16 protein-coding genes and 1 pseudogene are annotated in these 15,391 nt (G+C 61.0%); 5 read left to right on the plus strand and 12 right to left on the minus strand.

Features of this window, described 5'->3' with window-relative positions:
- Positions 1–8: 8 nt before the first annotated feature.
- Genes MTX19_RS22515 through MTX19_RS22535 form a run of 5 tightly spaced genes read left to right on the plus strand, consistent with a single transcriptional unit; the run spans position 9 to position 3,587 of the window.
- Positions 9–323, plus strand: a complete 315-nt coding sequence (locus MTX19_RS22515; protein ID WP_128933732.1) for a non-heme iron oxygenase ferredoxin subunit — start codon at positions 9–11, stop codon at positions 321–323.
- A 1-nt stretch (position 324) separates the two neighbouring features.
- Positions 325–1,008 (plus strand): TetR/AcrR family transcriptional regulator, encoded by a 684-nt coding sequence (locus MTX19_RS22520; protein WP_280979355.1) that lies wholly within the window; start codon positions 325–327, stop codon positions 1,006–1,008.
- Between the two features lie 8 nt (positions 1,009–1,016).
- Positions 1,017–1,889 (plus strand): VOC family protein, encoded by an 873-nt coding sequence (locus MTX19_RS22525; RefSeq protein ID WP_280979356.1) that lies wholly within the window; start codon positions 1,017–1,019, stop codon positions 1,887–1,889.
- 17 nt (positions 1,890–1,906) lie between these two features.
- A complete protein-coding gene (locus MTX19_RS22530) occupies positions 1,907–2,767 on the plus strand; it encodes a VOC family protein (RefSeq protein ID WP_280979357.1) in 861 nt (286 codons plus the stop codon).
- 40 nt (positions 2,768–2,807) lie between these two features.
- A complete protein-coding gene (locus tag MTX19_RS22535; RefSeq protein WP_280979358.1) occupies positions 2,808–3,587 on the plus strand; it encodes an SDR family oxidoreductase in 780 nt (259 codons plus the stop codon).
- An 834-nt stretch (positions 3,588–4,421) separates the two neighbouring features.
- Here MTX19_RS22535 and MTX19_RS22540 read toward each other — a convergent pair.
- From MTX19_RS22540 to MTX19_RS22595, 12 genes and pseudogenes are all read right to left on the minus strand, one after another.
- The gene (locus tag MTX19_RS22540; protein ID WP_280979359.1) at positions 4,422–5,339 is read right to left on the minus strand and encodes an NADP-dependent oxidoreductase; all 918 of its coding nucleotides are present in this window, start codon (positions 5,337–5,339) and stop codon (positions 4,422–4,424) included.
- 53 nt (positions 5,340–5,392) lie between these two features.
- Positions 5,393–5,938, minus strand: coding sequence for a carboxymuconolactone decarboxylase family protein (locus tag MTX19_RS22545; RefSeq protein ID WP_280979360.1), 546 nt, complete (start codon positions 5,936–5,938; stop codon positions 5,393–5,395).
- A gap of 35 nt (positions 5,939–5,973) precedes the next feature.
- Complete coding sequence (locus tag MTX19_RS22550) at positions 5,974–6,639, minus strand: nitroreductase family protein (protein WP_280984857.1); 666 nt, start codon at positions 6,637–6,639, stop codon at positions 5,974–5,976.
- A gap of 111 nt (positions 6,640–6,750) precedes the next feature.
- Positions 6,751–7,728, minus strand: a complete 978-nt coding sequence (locus MTX19_RS22555) for an AraC family transcriptional regulator (RefSeq protein WP_280979361.1) — start codon at positions 7,726–7,728, stop codon at positions 6,751–6,753.
- Positions 7,729–8,305: 577 nt separating this feature from the next.
- On the minus strand, positions 8,306–8,845 hold the full coding sequence (locus tag MTX19_RS22560) for a DUF4863 family protein (RefSeq protein WP_280979362.1): 540 nt from the start codon (positions 8,843–8,845) through the stop codon (positions 8,306–8,308).
- Between the two features lie 24 nt (positions 8,846–8,869).
- The gene (locus MTX19_RS22565; RefSeq protein WP_280979363.1) at positions 8,870–9,619 is read right to left on the minus strand and encodes a nitroreductase; all 750 of its coding nucleotides are present in this window, start codon (positions 9,617–9,619) and stop codon (positions 8,870–8,872) included.
- Positions 9,620–9,650: 31 nt separating this feature from the next.
- The gene (locus MTX19_RS22570; RefSeq protein ID WP_280979364.1) at positions 9,651–10,292 is read right to left on the minus strand and encodes an HD domain-containing protein; all 642 of its coding nucleotides are present in this window, start codon (positions 10,290–10,292) and stop codon (positions 9,651–9,653) included.
- A gap of 180 nt (positions 10,293–10,472) precedes the next feature.
- Positions 10,473–11,447 (minus strand): GlxA family transcriptional regulator, encoded by a 975-nt coding sequence (locus MTX19_RS22575; protein WP_280979365.1) that lies wholly within the window; start codon positions 11,445–11,447, stop codon positions 10,473–10,475.
- Positions 11,448–11,657: 210 nt separating this feature from the next.
- Positions 11,658–12,079 (minus strand): annotated as a pseudogene (locus MTX19_RS22580) (cupin domain-containing protein).
- A 189-nt stretch (positions 12,080–12,268) separates the two neighbouring features.
- Positions 12,269–13,480, minus strand: coding sequence for an MFS transporter (locus MTX19_RS22585; protein ID WP_280979366.1), 1,212 nt, complete (start codon positions 13,478–13,480; stop codon positions 12,269–12,271).
- A gap of 10 nt (positions 13,481–13,490) precedes the next feature.
- Positions 13,491–14,162 (minus strand): HD domain-containing protein, encoded by a 672-nt coding sequence (locus tag MTX19_RS22590; RefSeq protein ID WP_280979367.1) that lies wholly within the window; start codon positions 14,160–14,162, stop codon positions 13,491–13,493.
- A 71-nt stretch (positions 14,163–14,233) separates the two neighbouring features.
- Entirely contained in the window at positions 14,234–15,223 is a 990-nt protein-coding gene (locus MTX19_RS22595; protein ID WP_280979368.1) for an NADP-dependent oxidoreductase, read from the minus strand.
- Between the last annotated feature and the right edge of the window lie 168 nt (positions 15,224–15,391).

Genomic DNA, 15,391 nt, shown 5'->3' on the forward strand with positions numbered 1-15,391 from the left:
CTCTCGCCATGGCCGAAACAGTCTTTCTCTGCACAGCCGATGAGGTTGTCGAAGGTGAGATCAAGCAGGCTCCCCTGCCCGATGGCACCAACGTCGCTCTGTATCGCGTGGCGGGCACAATCTACGCTACCGCCGACATGTGCACCCATGGCGAGGCGTCGTTGTCGGAGGAAGGCATCATCAACGGCAAGATCGTGGAATGCACCTTCCACTTCGGGACATTCGACGTCACCACGGGCGAGCCGACCGGCATGCCCTGCGAGATTCCGCTGAAGACATATCCCGTCACCGTCGTGGACGGGAAGGTCCAGATCGAGGTCTGACATGCCGCCCCGCCCCAATCGCGCACCCGCTTCGCTCAAGACAGCACGGCGATCGCTGGCGCCGCCGCGCCGCCGGACTCAGGCCGAGAGGACGGCCGAAACGCGGCTGCGGATCCTGAAGGCGGCCGCCAATCTGGTCCGGCGTCGCGGCTATGCGCGATTTCGGACCGCCGAGGTTGCTGCCGAAGCCGGCGTCTCCCGTGGCGCCCAGCTCCATCACTTCCCGACCAAGGATTCCCTCGTCGTCGCCACGCTCGAATATGTGTTCGAGCAGGCGCAGATCCTCAGCCGCCGCCGCGCCGCCACGGTGAACCGGCCACGAGATCTCATCGAGGCTGTCATCGCAGACGCGAGGGAATTCTTCTTCAGTGAGCATTTCATGGTGGCGATCGACATCGTGCTTTCGACGTCCACCGACCAGGCGGTGCGCAGGCAAATTCTGGAGATCTCACGCAAGGCGCGCCGTCCGGTCGAAGCGGCCTGGGCCGAAGCGCTGGTGGCGGGCGGCGTTCCGGCAGCCGTTGCGGCCGATATTGTCGCACTCACCCTCGGCGTCGTCCGCGGCATGGCGGTGCGAACGCTCTGGGACAACGATCCAAAATGGTTCGACCACCTCTTCGGACTGTGGCGCCAGATGATCAAGGTCTTCATCGAAGCTGAACAGAAACGGGGACGGTTACGATGAGAGCTCCCTTGAACGGGACGACGCCACTGATCACGTCGGTCTGCTACGTCCGCCATACGGTCAACGAGCCGCAGGCCTGTGCGCGGTTTATCTCAGATATCTTTGGCCTGCAGCAAGTCGCGAGCCGGGACGGTGAGTTCGCCTTCCGCTCGGACGATCGCTTCCGCACCGTGAGCCTCAGCGACGATCGAGGCGACGGCACCAGCCTCGGCATCGAGGTCTGGGACGACGCAGCGCTGCAGGAGATCGGCGAGCAGCTGCGTGCGCACGGCTTCACCGCGAGATGGGCAAGCCCGGATGAATGCCAGCGGCGATATGTGCAATCAGCCCTGCTTGCCGACGACGCCTCCGGAAATCGCATCGATCTTGTGACCCGCCCGACACGGAGCGGCCGGCGCTATTTTCCGCCGCGCGATGCCGGCATCGTGCAATTCCAGGGCATCGGCCTGCGCAGCATCGACCACGCCCGCGATCTCGCCTTCTGGCGCCTGCTCGGCGCCGAAGTGACCGATTGGGTTGGCGACATCGCGTACTTGCGCATCGACCACCTGCACCATCGCATCGCGCTCTACCCGTCGCTGCGGCCCGGCCTGCTCTACGCCGCCTTCGAGGTCGAGGCGCTCGATCAGATCATGCAGAACAGCTACTTCATGCAGGAAAACCAGGTGAAGATCGTACAAGGCCCCGGCCGACAGCCCGTCTCGCAACAGATATTCCTTCATGTCGAAGGGCCCGAGGGCCTGATTCTGTCTTACGTCACTGGCACAGCCGAGATCGGCGACAGGCCACGCCCTCCCCGGCAATTTCCACCCTCCGCCACCTCGCTCTGCAATTGGGGTAGCGAAAGCAAGGGCGTTCCCGAGCTGAGCGCGCAGAGCTAGTCGAACAGGAGAGAGGCATGATCCAATTGAAGGATGTGAGCTATGTCCGCCTGGGGTCACCGGATCTCGAGCAGGCCGAGCGATTCGCGACTGCTTGCCTCGGCTTGCAAATCGCCGAACGCGGCAAGGCTGATCTTTACCTCCGATCGGACGAACGCTCGCATACGCTGTGCTACTCCGAAGGTGATCCAAAAAGGCAGACGGTCGGCTTCGAAGTCGAGGACGAAGCAAACCTGGAGGACGCGGCAGCCACGCTCGAGTCGCTTGGCCACGCTGTCCACGCCGGCACAGCACGGGAATCAGAGCAGCGCAAGGTGAAGGCTTTCATCGGCTTCCATGACCCGACCGGCAACCACATCGAACTGGTGGTACGGCCGGAGCGGAGCGGGTGCCGCTACTTCGCGAGCCGCGACGCCGGCATCGCGGGTTTCAGTCACGTCGGGCTCAACTCAACCGATCCCGCACGCGATGAGCGGTTCTGGACAGAGGTCTGCAACGCCCGCGTAAGCGATCGAATCGGCGACATCCCGCTGATGCGCGTCAATGCAATCCATCACACCATCGCGCTCGTCCGCGCGCCACAGGCCGGCATCCAGCACATCAATCACCAGGTCGAGAGCAGCGACGACGTGCTGCGCTCCTACTATTTCCTGAACGAACAGCGCGTGCCGATCGTGTTCGGTCCGGGTCGCCATCCGACGTCGGGGGCCCGCTTCCTCTACTTCAAAGGACCGGACGGGATGATCTTCGAATATTCGGTGGGTGTTGATGAAATCGAGGACGAGACAACGCACCGGCCCCGACAATTCGGCTTTGAGCCAACGAGCTTTTGCATGTGGGGCTCCAAGCCAGCCGGCATGACACTTCCCAATACGTGACAAGTCACGCTGCAGTCGCGGCAACATCCGACGAGGACACATGGATCTGGGATTGCGCGGCCGAAAGGCCATCGTCTGCGCGGCGAGCCAGGGCCTTGGAAAAGCCAGCGCCATGGCGCTGGCCCGCGAGGGTGTCGAAGTCGTGATTGTCGCCCGGCGGCGCGAGGTCCTCGACAGTGCTTCTCGAGAGATCGAGTTGGCCGCGGGCAACCGACCTCAAACAATCGTTGCGGATGTAACGAGCCGCGAGGGACGCGAGGCCATCCTGTCCACCTGCCCTGAGCCCGATATTCTCATCAACAATGCCGGCGGACCACCGCCGGGGGATTTCAGAAACTTCGAGCGTGACGACTGGATCAAGGCGCTTGATGGCAACATGCTGGCGCCCATCGCGCTCATCAAATCCACCATCGACGGGATGATCGCGCGCAAATTCGGCCGCATCGTCAACATCACGTCGCACGCCGTCAAGGCGCCGGTCGCAATGCTTGCGCTATCGAACGGTGCTCGAAGTGGATTGACGGGCTTCGTCGCGGGCCTGGCGCGCTCTGCCGCCGAGCACAACGTGACCGTCAACAACCTGTTGCCGGGGACGTTCGACACGGACCGGCTGAGATCCAATCTCGCGGCACTCGCCCGAAACTCGTCACGTAGCGTGGCAGAGGTCACCGAGGAAGTTCGTGCCAGCAACCCAAGCAAGCGCTTCGGCCATCCGGACGAGTTCGGCGCGACTTGTGCCTTCCTGTGCTCAGCTCAGGCGAGCTACATCACTGGACAGAACATTTTGATCGACGGCGGAGCCTATCCCGGCGCATTTTAATTCCGACATGTTTCTTCAGTCGATAAATCCGCCGATCTGTTGGACAAGCTTCGGTGCCACAAATCGCGCAGGATCGTAGCTTGGCGTGCAAAATCGTACGATTGGTAGCGGGGGAGCGCAACCAATCCACACTACATGAGTTGTTCACTCTCAGGATGGAGCGTGAGTAGTCGCTTTGCGCCAGGCTTGGACCATCGCCTTCTTTGCGATTAACCGCGCTGCAACACACCGCTAGCGAAAACGCGGTGGAATGCCGACCTCGATCGGGATAAGCCAAGCTCACGACTTCGGTCAGCGACTTCGATCCGAAACGAAGTGAGAACAACTTCACCAAACTACGCTAAACTGCGCAATGCCAGCCTGCTGCACTACTCCCACTCAATCATTTCGAACGACGTTTCGTCGTTGATTTTCAAGTACAAATCTCCACGTCTGACGGACAAATCCCGACGGTATGCCCGCCGCATTTTGTCGGTCTTGAATTCACAGGAAAATCTGAACTGCCGGGAATGTCGGCGATCCCGCTAACTATCGGAGTCAATCGACTGATCACCGTTGCGTGCGTAGACAAGACTGCTACACCCGCTCCGGTGCGGTGTCGCTTCAATACCGTCAGACAGCAACACGCTGGTACTTCCCGTTCGCTCGCCCGTGCGCGAGTCAGAATGGTCCTCTTTGCGCCAGAGCCTGGCCTTTCCGCCAAGTCGCGATTTGACCTGGAGCGGACTGACTACCGCACAATTCATACTTCGCTTGGATCGTGCCAAGACACTCGCCACGATCCAGAAGCGGAACGAGAGCTCGCTGGGGAGAGCCCTCGTCCCGCCCAAGCTCTTACGAGCGGACCTGAATAATCGTCTTGCCCTGGCGTCGCTGGGCCGAGTTGAAGGTGGCGACCGCGTCGTCGAGAGAGGAGACCTTTCCGATGTTTGTCCGCAGTCTTCCGTCCCGCACCCTCTGGACGATCTCACTCAACTGACCGCGATCGGCTTCCACAACGAAGTCGATGGCCAAACCGTCCAGCGGGCGAACCTGCGCCGGGCCGATGACAGTCACCAGCGTCCCTCCGACTCTAACAAGGGCTGCAGACTGCTTCTGGATGTCGCCGCCGATGACGTCGAACGCAAGATCGACACTGCCGACATCTTTGAGGGCGTCGTTCTCCAGGTCGACGAATTCATTCGCACCGAAGTCGAGCGCTTTCTGTCGGTCGGCTGCGCGTCCTGTTCCGATGACATAGGCGCCAGCCTCTCGTGCGAGTTGAACCACCATGGAACCGACCGCGCCGGCCGCACCATGCGCAAGCACGCTCTGGCCTGCCTGAAGACGGCCGTGCTGGAAAAGCCCCTGCCACGCGGTCAAGCCCGAGATCGGCAGACTCGCACCCACCTTGAAATCGACGTCACCCGGTAATGGCGCCAGATTGCGCGCCTCGATGGCAATATATTCAGCGAGCGTGCCATCGCGATACCAGTCGGCAAGGCCGAATACGCGCTGCCCCACCGATAGTCCCGTCGTGCCGTAGCCAAGAGCCGTGACTATGCCGGACGATTCGTGCCCTGGGAGCGACGGAGTTCTGTCCTGTTCGCGACGATCGGTCCACGTCGAGGGCCATTCCAATTCCGTCGGAACGAATCCCGATGCGTGAACCTCTACGATAACGTCGTTTATCGCTGGTTGAGGTTCGGGCCGTTCCACCAGCTTCATCCCGGCAAACCCGGCAGCCTGGTTCGTCACAATAATCGCTTTCATCTTCGACTCCTTTATGTGTGGTGTTTTTCAGATTCCGAACTTCCCGACCGCACTCAGATCGAGCCGGCCGGTGCCACCGCGGGGAAGTCCTTGTCGGGATGGAACACGTTGTTGAAGAAGTTCGTCAGCGAGTACATGGCCACAAGCGCGACGATCTCCATGATGTTCGCATCCGTGTAGCCCGCATTGCGGACGGCTTGCAGATCGTCGTCTGTGACGTGGCCACGGCTCTTGATGATCTTGCGTGCAAACTGAACGGCGGCATCCCGCTTCGGGTCCCTGGCACGACCCTTTCGGGCGAGAACAATGTCCTCGGTCGGCAGCTTGGCCATATGCTCCGCCGTGAAGCTGTGCACCGTCAGGCAGTAGTCGCAGCCGTTCACTTCGGAGACCGCAAGGCCGATGCTGTCGCGCGTCTTGACGTCGAGCGCCTTGCTCAAGGAGCCGAGCAGAGTGGCCCATGCGTTGAACGCGATCGGGCTTTGCGCGAAGGTCGCCATCATGTTTGGCGTGAACCCGATGTTCTTGGTGAACATATCGAGGGTCGGTTTCGAACCAGCCGGAACGTGTTCCGGCTTCAGAGCAGCAGCTCTGGCCATGATATTTCTCCTTGAATGATTGGCTTCGGGGTTGGTTATGCGAAGTGCAGCACATCGGCCACGGGCAGGCGCGGCTTCTGCGGCCAGTTGCCGGGCCGCTCCGGCCCGACGGTCAGCAGCATGACCGGGATTTCGTCTTCGGCCAGGCTGAACTCTCTGTGCACGGCCTCTGCATCGAAACCGATCATCGGTGTCGACCCCAGACCTAGCGAGCGGGCCGCATAGATAATAGCTGCGGCGCCGAAGGTAGCGGAGCGTACGGCCTCGTCGCGCTGGCGCTGCGGATGATCGTCGTAAAGACCGCGAGCAGGCCCCTCCCATTCCGGCACCACGTGTGCCGGCATGATTCCGGCTTCCACGACTGGCGCCAGGCGGTCAGGGACGGTGCTGGCATCGGCCAACTGGCCGATGATCACGAAGGTGACGGCTGCTTCGCTGATTGCGGGCTGATTCCAGGCGATCGGACGCAGCCGCGCCTTTGCTTCGGGTGAGCGCACGGCGACGAAGCGCCAGTTCTGCAGATGGAAGGATGTCGGCGCTGAAGTACCGATCCGCACCAGGTCGCGGATCTGATCATCGCTCAGGGCGGCAGTCGAGTCATAGTACTTGGCAGCACTGCGGCTCAGAATGGTTTCGATCACAGCGTTTGTCGGCAGCGGCCCCGCGAGCGAACGGGAGGTGTAGGGATCGGCTGCGGTCATAGCGGTGTTGTTCATTGGGTAACTCCCTCATCAAGTGATTACGGAGACCCAACTTACGGATAGCATTGATAATTTCGAGCCTGCATATGATCAAAATCGTGCTCAAAAGGATCATTCTGGCGAGGGTCCGGACTTATCGCCGTCCTGCGCCAGTCGGCGCCATTCCCCGGGTGTCATCCCCATCCGCTCGGCAAATACACGCCGGAATGCCGAAACCGATTGATACCCGACCGTCTCAGCCACGGCCTCCGTGCTGATCCTTGGCTTCTTGAGCTCGTTGGCGGCCATACTCATGCGAAGATCGGTCAACAGGTCGAGGGCGGAGCGACCTAGCTTGTCTTGAAACTGGCGCATGAATGTAGCGCGTGACATGCCGCATAAATCGGCCAGCTCGGGAAGCTTCCAAGGTCGCGTCGGATCAGCGAACATCGCCGCAATGGCCGGTGCCAATCTCGGATGACCAGCAAGGGCCAATAGGCCTTCAGTGGACTTTCCGGCTTCGCTCGCGGCGCGCAGAACGAGAGTGAATAAGACCGAAGAAAGCGCGTTGAGAATAGCGCGTCCTCCCGCTCTGTCACCTGAGGACTCCATTCGCATCAGGCCGACCAGTCCGGAAAGTTGACTCGATGCCGGCCCAATGTTCTCTTCTCCATAGTTTTCCATGGCCCGCACCACCAGATTTGCTGGCAGGTAGTTGCGGACCAGTCGATCATGGGGTGGCACGACGAAAAACCGTCCGCACAGCAGATCGAGTTGCTCACCCCCTCTATCGTTCTCGCTCAACATCCATCCTGCGGAGCCCCTGCTTTCGTGCGTGCGGACTGGCGTTTCACCGCTGCCGTCGTGCAGCACATGCGCCGAACCGTGAGGGAGCAGCACGATATCCCCGCTCCCAAGCTCCTGCACCGTTCTCGCATCAGGGTCCTCGAAAATGGCCCGGCCCTTGACGATGACATGGTAGGGGATCTCGTTCGCTGCCGCCCTGGGCCAGATAACACGCCATGGTGCACCGTAGGCGCAGCGGACCTCGAGTTGACCAGTGACTGTGATGATCTGCAGGAGATGACTCAACCAGTCGACTTGAGACATGAGACCTCGGGAACGTGAATCGCCAACGCAGCATATCAATTTAGCGACGCCTTCGGTGAAACGCTCGGCGTTCCGTCCTCATTGATCGCGACGATGAAGGCCAGGGACGCTTACATGCTGATTGTCTCCTATCGGCCGTGAGTTCAGTCATCATCAATATCCACTTTGGATATGGGTGCTCAGGACACGTACAGGAGGTCCGATGGCGCGCTGCACGACGACCGGGTTCGTTCCCAACGGTAGCAACTTGCCCTCTCGATGTTCAAGCTGCTTGAACTCCCTCGAGATCGTTCGGCGCGGTAGACGCATGGTAATGGCACGGCTCTTCTGCGCCTGTCGCCAATTTCCGCCAGACACCGTCATTAGCCAGTCGCCCTGCGGATCGACGTCGAGGGTGTAGACGACAATACCGGAGCCCGAGGTTCGTGCGGTGATGAGAGTTGCACCGCCTTCTGGCCGGACAGCTGGGTCGGCACCGGGTCATTCGCATTGACCGCCTACGGATAGGCTGGCGCCATGTCCTTGGCGCCAAAGCGAGGAGCCATCGTATCGCGCCACCTCGGAGGTAGGACACTGATCAGACGGGAGCCTTGAAATCGTAAGAGATGCGTCCAGCCGGCAGGTAGAACAGCGCGATGACCGCGCCGCCCCTGACCTCAGGATAGTGCCTGCTGCCCGGATCGGGCGCCGTCCAGCCGGGTCCCTGCCAGCCCTGCAATCCCTTCAGCTCCGCGCCCTTGTTCAAGGGCACCACGAGGTTGAGCTCGCCATAAGGATGGCCGTGATACTGCCCGCGCAACACGTCGTGATCGTCGTCGTCCTTGAAGCGGCGCGGATCGGCGCTGTTCATGTAAACAGCGGTGATGCTGAACTGGAACGATTCGGCAGTCGGCTCCAGGATGCGGCTGCGCCGGTAGTTCGGACCATCCACCTCCTGGTTTGCCGCCCATCCCTCCTCGACCCCGATCATGATCAGGCGAGCCAGATCCCGGTAGAGCGCGCTGTTTTCGCCATATGTCTCGTTAAGCCAGCGTTCCATCTTGGCTCCGGGTGTCGTGTCCTTGACTTCCCGGAGAAACGGAATGCTGCGCTGGATGAGTTCTTCACGGCTTCCCATGGTGGTCTCCTCTTCGACTAAGTCTTACACTTCGAATCCCTGAAACGTGGCGAACTCATCAATATCCGCCCGTGGCATCAATGTTTCCTGTCCCTCGACCTTGGCCTTCCCGACGGAGATGCCGCACACGACCATCTGCTCCTCCGGGATCGATAGCAGGCGGCGCAAGATCCGGTGATATTTCGCGAACGTTTCCTGCGGACAGGACTGAAGCCCGCGTCCCGCCGCCGCGAGCATCACGTTCTGCACGAACATTCCGAGGTCGAGCCAGCTTCCGACTTCCAGGCGACGATCGATGGTCACGATCAATCCCACCGGTGCGCCGAAGAATGTGTAGTTCTTGGCGGTTTGTCTGCTCCTCGCCTCGAGATCGATTTGAGCAATTCCGAGCGAACCATAGAACAGTCGTCCGAATTCTTGTCGCCGCTTGAGGTACGGATTGGGTAAGTCGCTGGCGTAGTATTTGTATTCCGATATGTGCTCGTCGCGGGAGTTTTGGTGCGCATCCAGCAGCGCCGTCGAGACTCTGTCCTTGGTCGCGCCAGCCAGCACGTAGACGTGCCAGGGCTGGATGTTCGCACCGCTGGGCGCGAACCGAGCGACACGGAGGATCTGCTCGATCGTCCGTCGCGGGACCGGAGCGTTGCAAAACTCGCGGCACGCAAACCGGCCGGCCAAGATCTGATCGATCGGGCTCTGCGCAACGACATCTCTCTCACCCGTGCCGATGGCGGCTCCTTCAGGACCGGATATCCTCGTACGGCTGGTATCCATGTCGGCCTCCTCGGCTTGGAGCAACGAGGGCTCAGTACGGCCAGGCTGAGCCAAGGATGATCGAGCAGAAGTTCTGACGGACGTAGTTCACGTCCTTCAGTGCGAGGACATCGGCCTTCACGTTTCCGAACGTCGTCAGCGGCTTCTTGATGATGCCGTTGGCGAAGTGATCGATGATATTCTCCTTGAAGTTTGTCTCGCGCGGATGATGGACGCAGACATGGTCACGCTGTTCACGCGAGAAATCGTGATAGGCGATGCCAAGCACATCCATTTCCACGCCGGCGATCACCAACGCGATGGTCGGGCGCATATGCTCTGGGATACCGGGCGTGGTGTGGAGCGCGATGGCAGTCCAGACGTCCTCGATGTCGCGCTCGGGCACGCCGTAGCTTTTCATGAATTTGCGGGCGGCATTGGCGCCATCGACCTCGAAGCGCAGATCGGGGCTCGAATATTTCTCGGTGAGACCCATGTCGTGGAACATGGCGCCGAGGTAAAGCAGTTCCGGGTCGTATTTCAGCCCGCGCCGCTCGCCAGTGAGCGCGCCCCAAAGGAAGACGCGGCGACTGTGGTTGTAGAGCAGGTCGTCTTCGCTATCGCGCACCAGCTGCGTGGCGGCGCGTGCGATTGCACTGTCAGGGACGCGGATGCCGGCGATGATCTCAGACATGGAGCAATTTCCTCAGTTGAGTAATGGGCTGGTTACTTGTCGGTATTAGGCAATAGCGCCCTGCTCCGGACAACGAACGGGATGCTGTGGATCAGGACAGCCGTACGTCGTTTCCTGACAAAGGGCCCGTCGGCGCCTTCGCGCCAGCAGGAGACAGCCCTTTCGTCTTTAACTTGCGATCTATTCCGTTTCCGCTCGCCGAAAACTGGCGCGATATTGGACAGGGGTCACGCCGAGACGGGTGCTGAAGACGATCCTCATCCGGTCCGCCGACCCGAAGCCGCAATCGAAGGCGACCGCCTTCAGCGGCCGGTCGCTTGCTTCCAGCATCATGCGCGCCGCATCGACGCGGGCGCGCTCGATGAAGTCGTGCGGTGTGGTCCCGGTCACCTGCACGAAATGTCGGGCCAGATTCCGGGCGCTCATGCCGACGACAGCGGCAAGCGAGTCCAGCGTGTGGCGATTCCCAATATTGGCCATGACATGGTCCTGGATGCGCGCGATCGGCGATTCGGGATCGGCAGGTGCCGTGAGATAGGGACTAAACTGCGATTGTCCGCCCTGGCGCTGCGCAACCACGACCAAACGCTTGGCGACCTTGAGCGCGGTTTCCGCGCCGTGCCGCTGCCCGACGAGCGCCAAGCCCAGATCTATCCCCGCCGTCACACCCGCCGCGGTGATCAGCCGTCCATCGCGCACATAGATCAGATCCGGTTCGACTTTCGCCTTCGGGAATCTCGCCGCCAGCGCCTGTGCATCCTGCCAATGGGTCGTGACTCGCCGATCGTCGAGGAGTCCGGCATAGCCGAGCACAAAAGCCCCTGTGCAGATCGATCCATAGACGCTCGAGCGCCACGGCAGCTCCTTGACCCACTGAAGCAGGCACGGTTCGGGCTCCGCTTCCGGTGGCGTCGGAGTGCCGGCCACCAGAACGATGTCGAAGCCGCCCGCCGCCTCATCGAAGGTCAGGTCGGCGACCATGCGTATGCCATTCGAGGCGCGCAGCGGATTGCGGTGAGCAGCAACCAATACGGTTTCGTAGCGATCCGCGCTGCCGAGAAACGTGTTCGCCTCGCTGAACACATCCATCGGCCCCGCCACGTCCAGGGCCTGGACCCCCTCACAGACGACGATCGCGACTGCTTGTACCGGCACCTGTTACTGCCTCTCCACTCTGGAGCCTTATTATGCAGGTAGTCCGGCCCCTGCAAAAGGCCTGGTGCGATCCGGGAGGCAACAGAACGAACATCCGTGCATCCGGGATCAACCAGGGGCTATGGACTTCTATTGGTCGATTTTGCTCTCCAAGCGGCCCATGCAGGTCCAAAAAAGATCGTCACAGCAACAGGCGAATTTGTCGCGCCATTATTGTGATCCCGGCGCCTTGTCTGGCGTCGTCAAGGGCTCGTCCTTGGAATCCACAACGAAGACCGCCAGTAAGCTGGCGGACTCCTTGTCACTCGCGTTCTCACTGACTCTGTGATGTGAACCGGGCATTTCGTAAAAACTTTCGCCTGCGTGATAGACCTTCGCGGGGTCGTCGCCGACTTGGCTGCGAAGGGCGCCGGACAGCACATAGGCGTAGATAAATGCTGACGCTGCGTGGTGATGAGCCAGCGATTTGGCTCCGGGAGGATAAGTCACCGTCACAGCAACCATCCTCTTTCCTTCGACATTCGGAGTGCGTGCTCGAAGGCGACTTTCACCTGCTCCCGGTCCTGCGCGATCGCCGGCGAGGCTCCCACGGCGATCGCTGCTGCTATCAGCGGGACGGCGGCCGTTCGCATTGCTCTTCGCGCTGGTTTTGCCGTCAAACCTCGAGGATTTGATACAGCACCAATCCGATAGGCAAATCCACTGATCGACATCATCGTACCTCCTCTTCTAACGAGGTCACGCAACTGCTTGAAACCAGGACGCAGGGCCGAACTGATGGTCATGGTGAAGCTTCCGATGAGAAGCCATTGCCGCCACCATCACCTTCGGCCTGATGTGCTGCTGCCGCTGAGCAGCACCGACAACAGCGCGGCCAGAGCGAATCCCGCAGCTACCCAGCCGAGCCGCTCCATCGCGCCATTGGCAATGACCACAGCGCCCGCCGCGGCACCCATCGCGCTGCCGAGGTAGATCGCCGATGAATTCATCGAGAGACTGATCGGCGCCAGCGCCGGAGCCAACGTCACCAGCCGCGCTTGCTGCGCCGTTATCAGCCCCCAACTGGCGAACCCCCAAATCAGGATGGCCGGCAGCAGGACGGGCATTGCCCGCGCCGGCTCGAGGGCCGCGCTGAGCGAGAAGGCAAGATAGGCCAGCAGGGCAAGCCCCCCACCAACGATCACGATACTGCGGGCGCCCCAACGGTCCGCCGCGCTGCCGCTGAGCTGGGCGCCGACTGCACTGGCCAAGCCAAAGCCCAGCAGGACCGGCGCCAGCGCCTGCGGGCCAAGGCCGGCGACGCCGGCTATGAAGACACCGAGATAAGTGTAGACCGTAAAGGTGCCGGCCACGGTCAGCACGCTGGTCACCAGCACGCCCAAGATATCGCGACGCTTGGCCAGCGCCAGACGCTCACCCAGGCCGGCCGTGACGCCAGGCCGTTGGCGCGGCAGCCGGATGAGAATCCCTAACAGCGAGAACACCGCCAGCCCCGCCACACCGAAAAAGGTGGCGCGCCAGCCGAAGCCCTGCCCCACCAGTACCCCCAGCGGCACGCCGGCGATGATGGCCAGGGTCAACCCGGTGGTGATAGTGGACAGGGCACGGCCGCGCCGCTCCGGACCGCCCAGTGCGGCGGCAGATCCGCTGGCCGCCGGCATGAAGCTTGCTGCCGACAGGGCCAACAGCAGCCGCGCGGCCAACAGCCCGGCATAGTCTGGCGCCAGCGCGGCGAGCAGGTTGCCCAGGGCGAAGCTGCCCATGGCGACGACCAGCAGCCGACGCCGCTCCAGCCCGGCCGTCAACACGGCCATGACCGGCGCGCCGATCGCATAAGCGAGGGAGAAGGCGGTGACCAAATGACCGGCAGCTGGCAGACCGACGTTCAGGTCTCGCGCCAGGGCCGGGAGCAGCCCGGCGATCATGAACCCCTCGCTGCCGATGGCAAAAGCGCCGAGAGTTAGCCAGATGAGAGAGGCCAGCGAGTCGGCGCCGGTAGCTTGCGCGCGCTCGGGATTCAGCTCCTGGAGCACAGGATACGTCCTAGTCATGATGTTGAGCCTTGTGCTGGGAATCCGGGAAGGGCGAAGCAGCGATCAAGTCGCAGGCGTTGGGGCTCTTGAACCCCGGGATGAAACGTTCGCAGACGGCGGCGTTGACGGTGCCATACGTCGTCGCTGGCTTGTGCGCAAAACCGGCGAAATACTCCTGAATGAAGCCTTCTTTGAAGTTCGTGCGCGGGTACTTGGCGACGATTTCCTCGCGCAGCTCCGCGGGAAACTGATCGAATCCCACCCCGATTACATCGAGAAGCACACCGGAGTTGAGAAGCGCCACTTCGGGCCCCATATGCTTCGGGATGCCGGGGGTGGTATGCAGCGCAATTGCTTCCCAGACGGTCTGTACCTGATCTTCAGCGATGTTGTGGGTGCTAAGAAACTGTCTGGCTGCATTTGCGCCATCGACCTCGAAGCGTTCGTCTGGGCTCGAGAACTTCTTGATCAGGCCGAGATCGTGAAATGCGGCGGCGACATAAAGGAGCTCACGGTCGAAGCGCAGATTCCTCTGACGACCCTGCTCAGCAGCGAACAGGTAGACGCGGATCGAGTGATTGAAGAGCAGATCGGTGGAATGTTCGCGCAGGATGTCTGTCGCCTCTTTCGCGAGCAAGGAATCGGGAATGACGAGAGCATTGGAGAGATTTGGCGTTGTCATGGTTGCGTCCTTTCAAGACTTACTGTGAGGCTTGGTTGCGCGTTGCGCGCGCAACTACGAAATTATGCTGATCAACTCGCTCCGACGTCGAGCACGATCTTTCCTTTCGGCTGAGGCCGCACGCGTTCCAGCATCAAATGAGCCTCGCGCGCATCCGTGAGGGGTAAGATTGCCCCTACGTTTGTTCGTAGTTTTCCACCATCGATGAAGCGAGCGATCTCTGTCAGATATTGGCTCGTGACGTTGACCAGAAAGAAGGCGGCTTCAACACCGTAGCGCTTTGCAAGATCCTGATCCGGACGGGATACTGCCGAAATCAGCTTGCCGCCACGACGGAGGATCTGGAATGAGCGGTCTTGGGTTTCGCCGCCGACAAGATCAATGACAGCGTCCGCGTTCCGAACTTCTTCCTCAAAGCGATGAGTCCGATAATCGATCACCGTGTTTGCGCCGAGGTTACGCGCGACGGAAATATCGCCCGTCGATACGGTTGCGATAGTTTGCACACCTGCGTGATGGGCCAATTGAACCGCATAGGATCCAACGTTGCCGGCCGCTCCGTGAATGACCACCGTTTGACCTGCCTTGAGCTGGGCGTGATCAAACAACGCCTGCCATGCCGTCACGGCAATGACGGGGACGGACGCAGCTTCAACGTGGCTTAGCGAGGTTGGCTTGTTCGAAACCATCCCTGCGGACGCCACAGCGTACTCGGCATAGGCCCCGATAAACCGCGAGTTCGTAACACCAAAAACCTGATCTCCGGTACGTAGTTCGCTGTCTCCGGGTCCCATCGCGACGATTTCACCCGAAATATCCGAGCCGAGAGTGAGGGGAAGCGGTTGCGGCAAAGCGCTCTTGCCGGACCTGATCCAGCCATCCCATGGGCCAACTCCGGCGGCCGCAACTTTGACCAAGACCTCTCCAGGACCTGGCTCAGGTCGCGGCACGCGCTCAAACTTCATGACCTCTGGTGACCCAAACTGGTGCACGCGCCAGGCCATCATGGTTGAACGAGTTCGCTCTTCATTAACCTGAGGAACGATGCTGCTGGGGGTCATCTCATACTCCTTGCGCTCAGTTCTTCTTCGACCATTCGTTAGGCTTATTCTCCAAGGCGGTTCAGCGAATGTGCTTGTCAGTATTCGCAATGGAGGCTGTCCTGGACAACGAACACGATCCTACGGATCAGGACAGCCGTACGTCGTTTTCTGACAGGCCCGTCAGAG

The organism is Bradyrhizobium sp. ISRA464 (assembly GCF_029910095.1).
GTDB lineage: Bacteria > Pseudomonadota > Alphaproteobacteria > Rhizobiales > Xanthobacteraceae > Bradyrhizobium.

Excerpts from the sequence above, each read along its gene's own strand:
- MTX19_RS22535 (WP_280979358.1), top strand. The coding sequence starts at position 2,808 with ATGGATCTGGGATTGCGCGGCCGAAAGGCCATCGTCTGCGCGGCGAGC.
- MTX19_RS22545 (WP_280979360.1), bottom strand. The coding sequence starts at position 5,938 with ATGGCCAGAGCTGCTGCTCTGAAGCCGGAACACGTTCCGGCTGGTTCG.
- MTX19_RS22555 (WP_280979361.1), bottom strand. The coding sequence starts at position 7,728 with ATGTCTCAAGTCGACTGGTTGAGTCATCTCCTGCAGATCATCACAGTC.
- MTX19_RS22515 (WP_128933732.1), top strand. The coding sequence starts at position 9 with ATGGCCGAAACAGTCTTTCTCTGCACAGCCGATGAGGTTGTCGAAGGT.
- MTX19_RS22540 (WP_280979359.1), bottom strand. The coding sequence starts at position 5,339 with ATGAAAGCGATTATTGTGACGAACCAGGCTGCCGGGTTTGCCGGGATG.
- MTX19_RS22550 (WP_280984857.1), bottom strand. The coding sequence starts at position 6,639 with ATGACCGCAGCCGATCCCTACACCTCCCGTTCGCTCGCGGGGCCGCTG.
- MTX19_RS22590 (WP_280979367.1), bottom strand. The coding sequence starts at position 14,162 with ATGACAACGCCAAATCTCTCCAATGCTCTCGTCATTCCCGATTCCTTG.
- MTX19_RS22595 (WP_280979368.1), bottom strand. The coding sequence starts at position 15,223 with ATGACCCCCAGCAGCATCGTTCCTCAGGTTAATGAAGAGCGAACTCGT.
- MTX19_RS22560 (WP_280979362.1), bottom strand. The coding sequence starts at position 8,845 with ATGGGAAGCCGTGAAGAACTCATCCAGCGCAGCATTCCGTTTCTCCGG.
- MTX19_RS22520 (WP_280979355.1), top strand. The coding sequence starts at position 325 with ATGCCGCCCCGCCCCAATCGCGCACCCGCTTCGCTCAAGACAGCACGG.
- MTX19_RS22565 (WP_280979363.1), bottom strand. The coding sequence starts at position 9,619 with ATGGATACCAGCCGTACGAGGATATCCGGTCCTGAAGGAGCCGCCATC.
- MTX19_RS22530 (WP_280979357.1), top strand. The coding sequence starts at position 1,907 with ATGATCCAATTGAAGGATGTGAGCTATGTCCGCCTGGGGTCACCGGAT.
- MTX19_RS22570 (WP_280979364.1), bottom strand. The coding sequence starts at position 10,292 with ATGTCTGAGATCATCGCCGGCATCCGCGTCCCTGACAGTGCAATCGCA.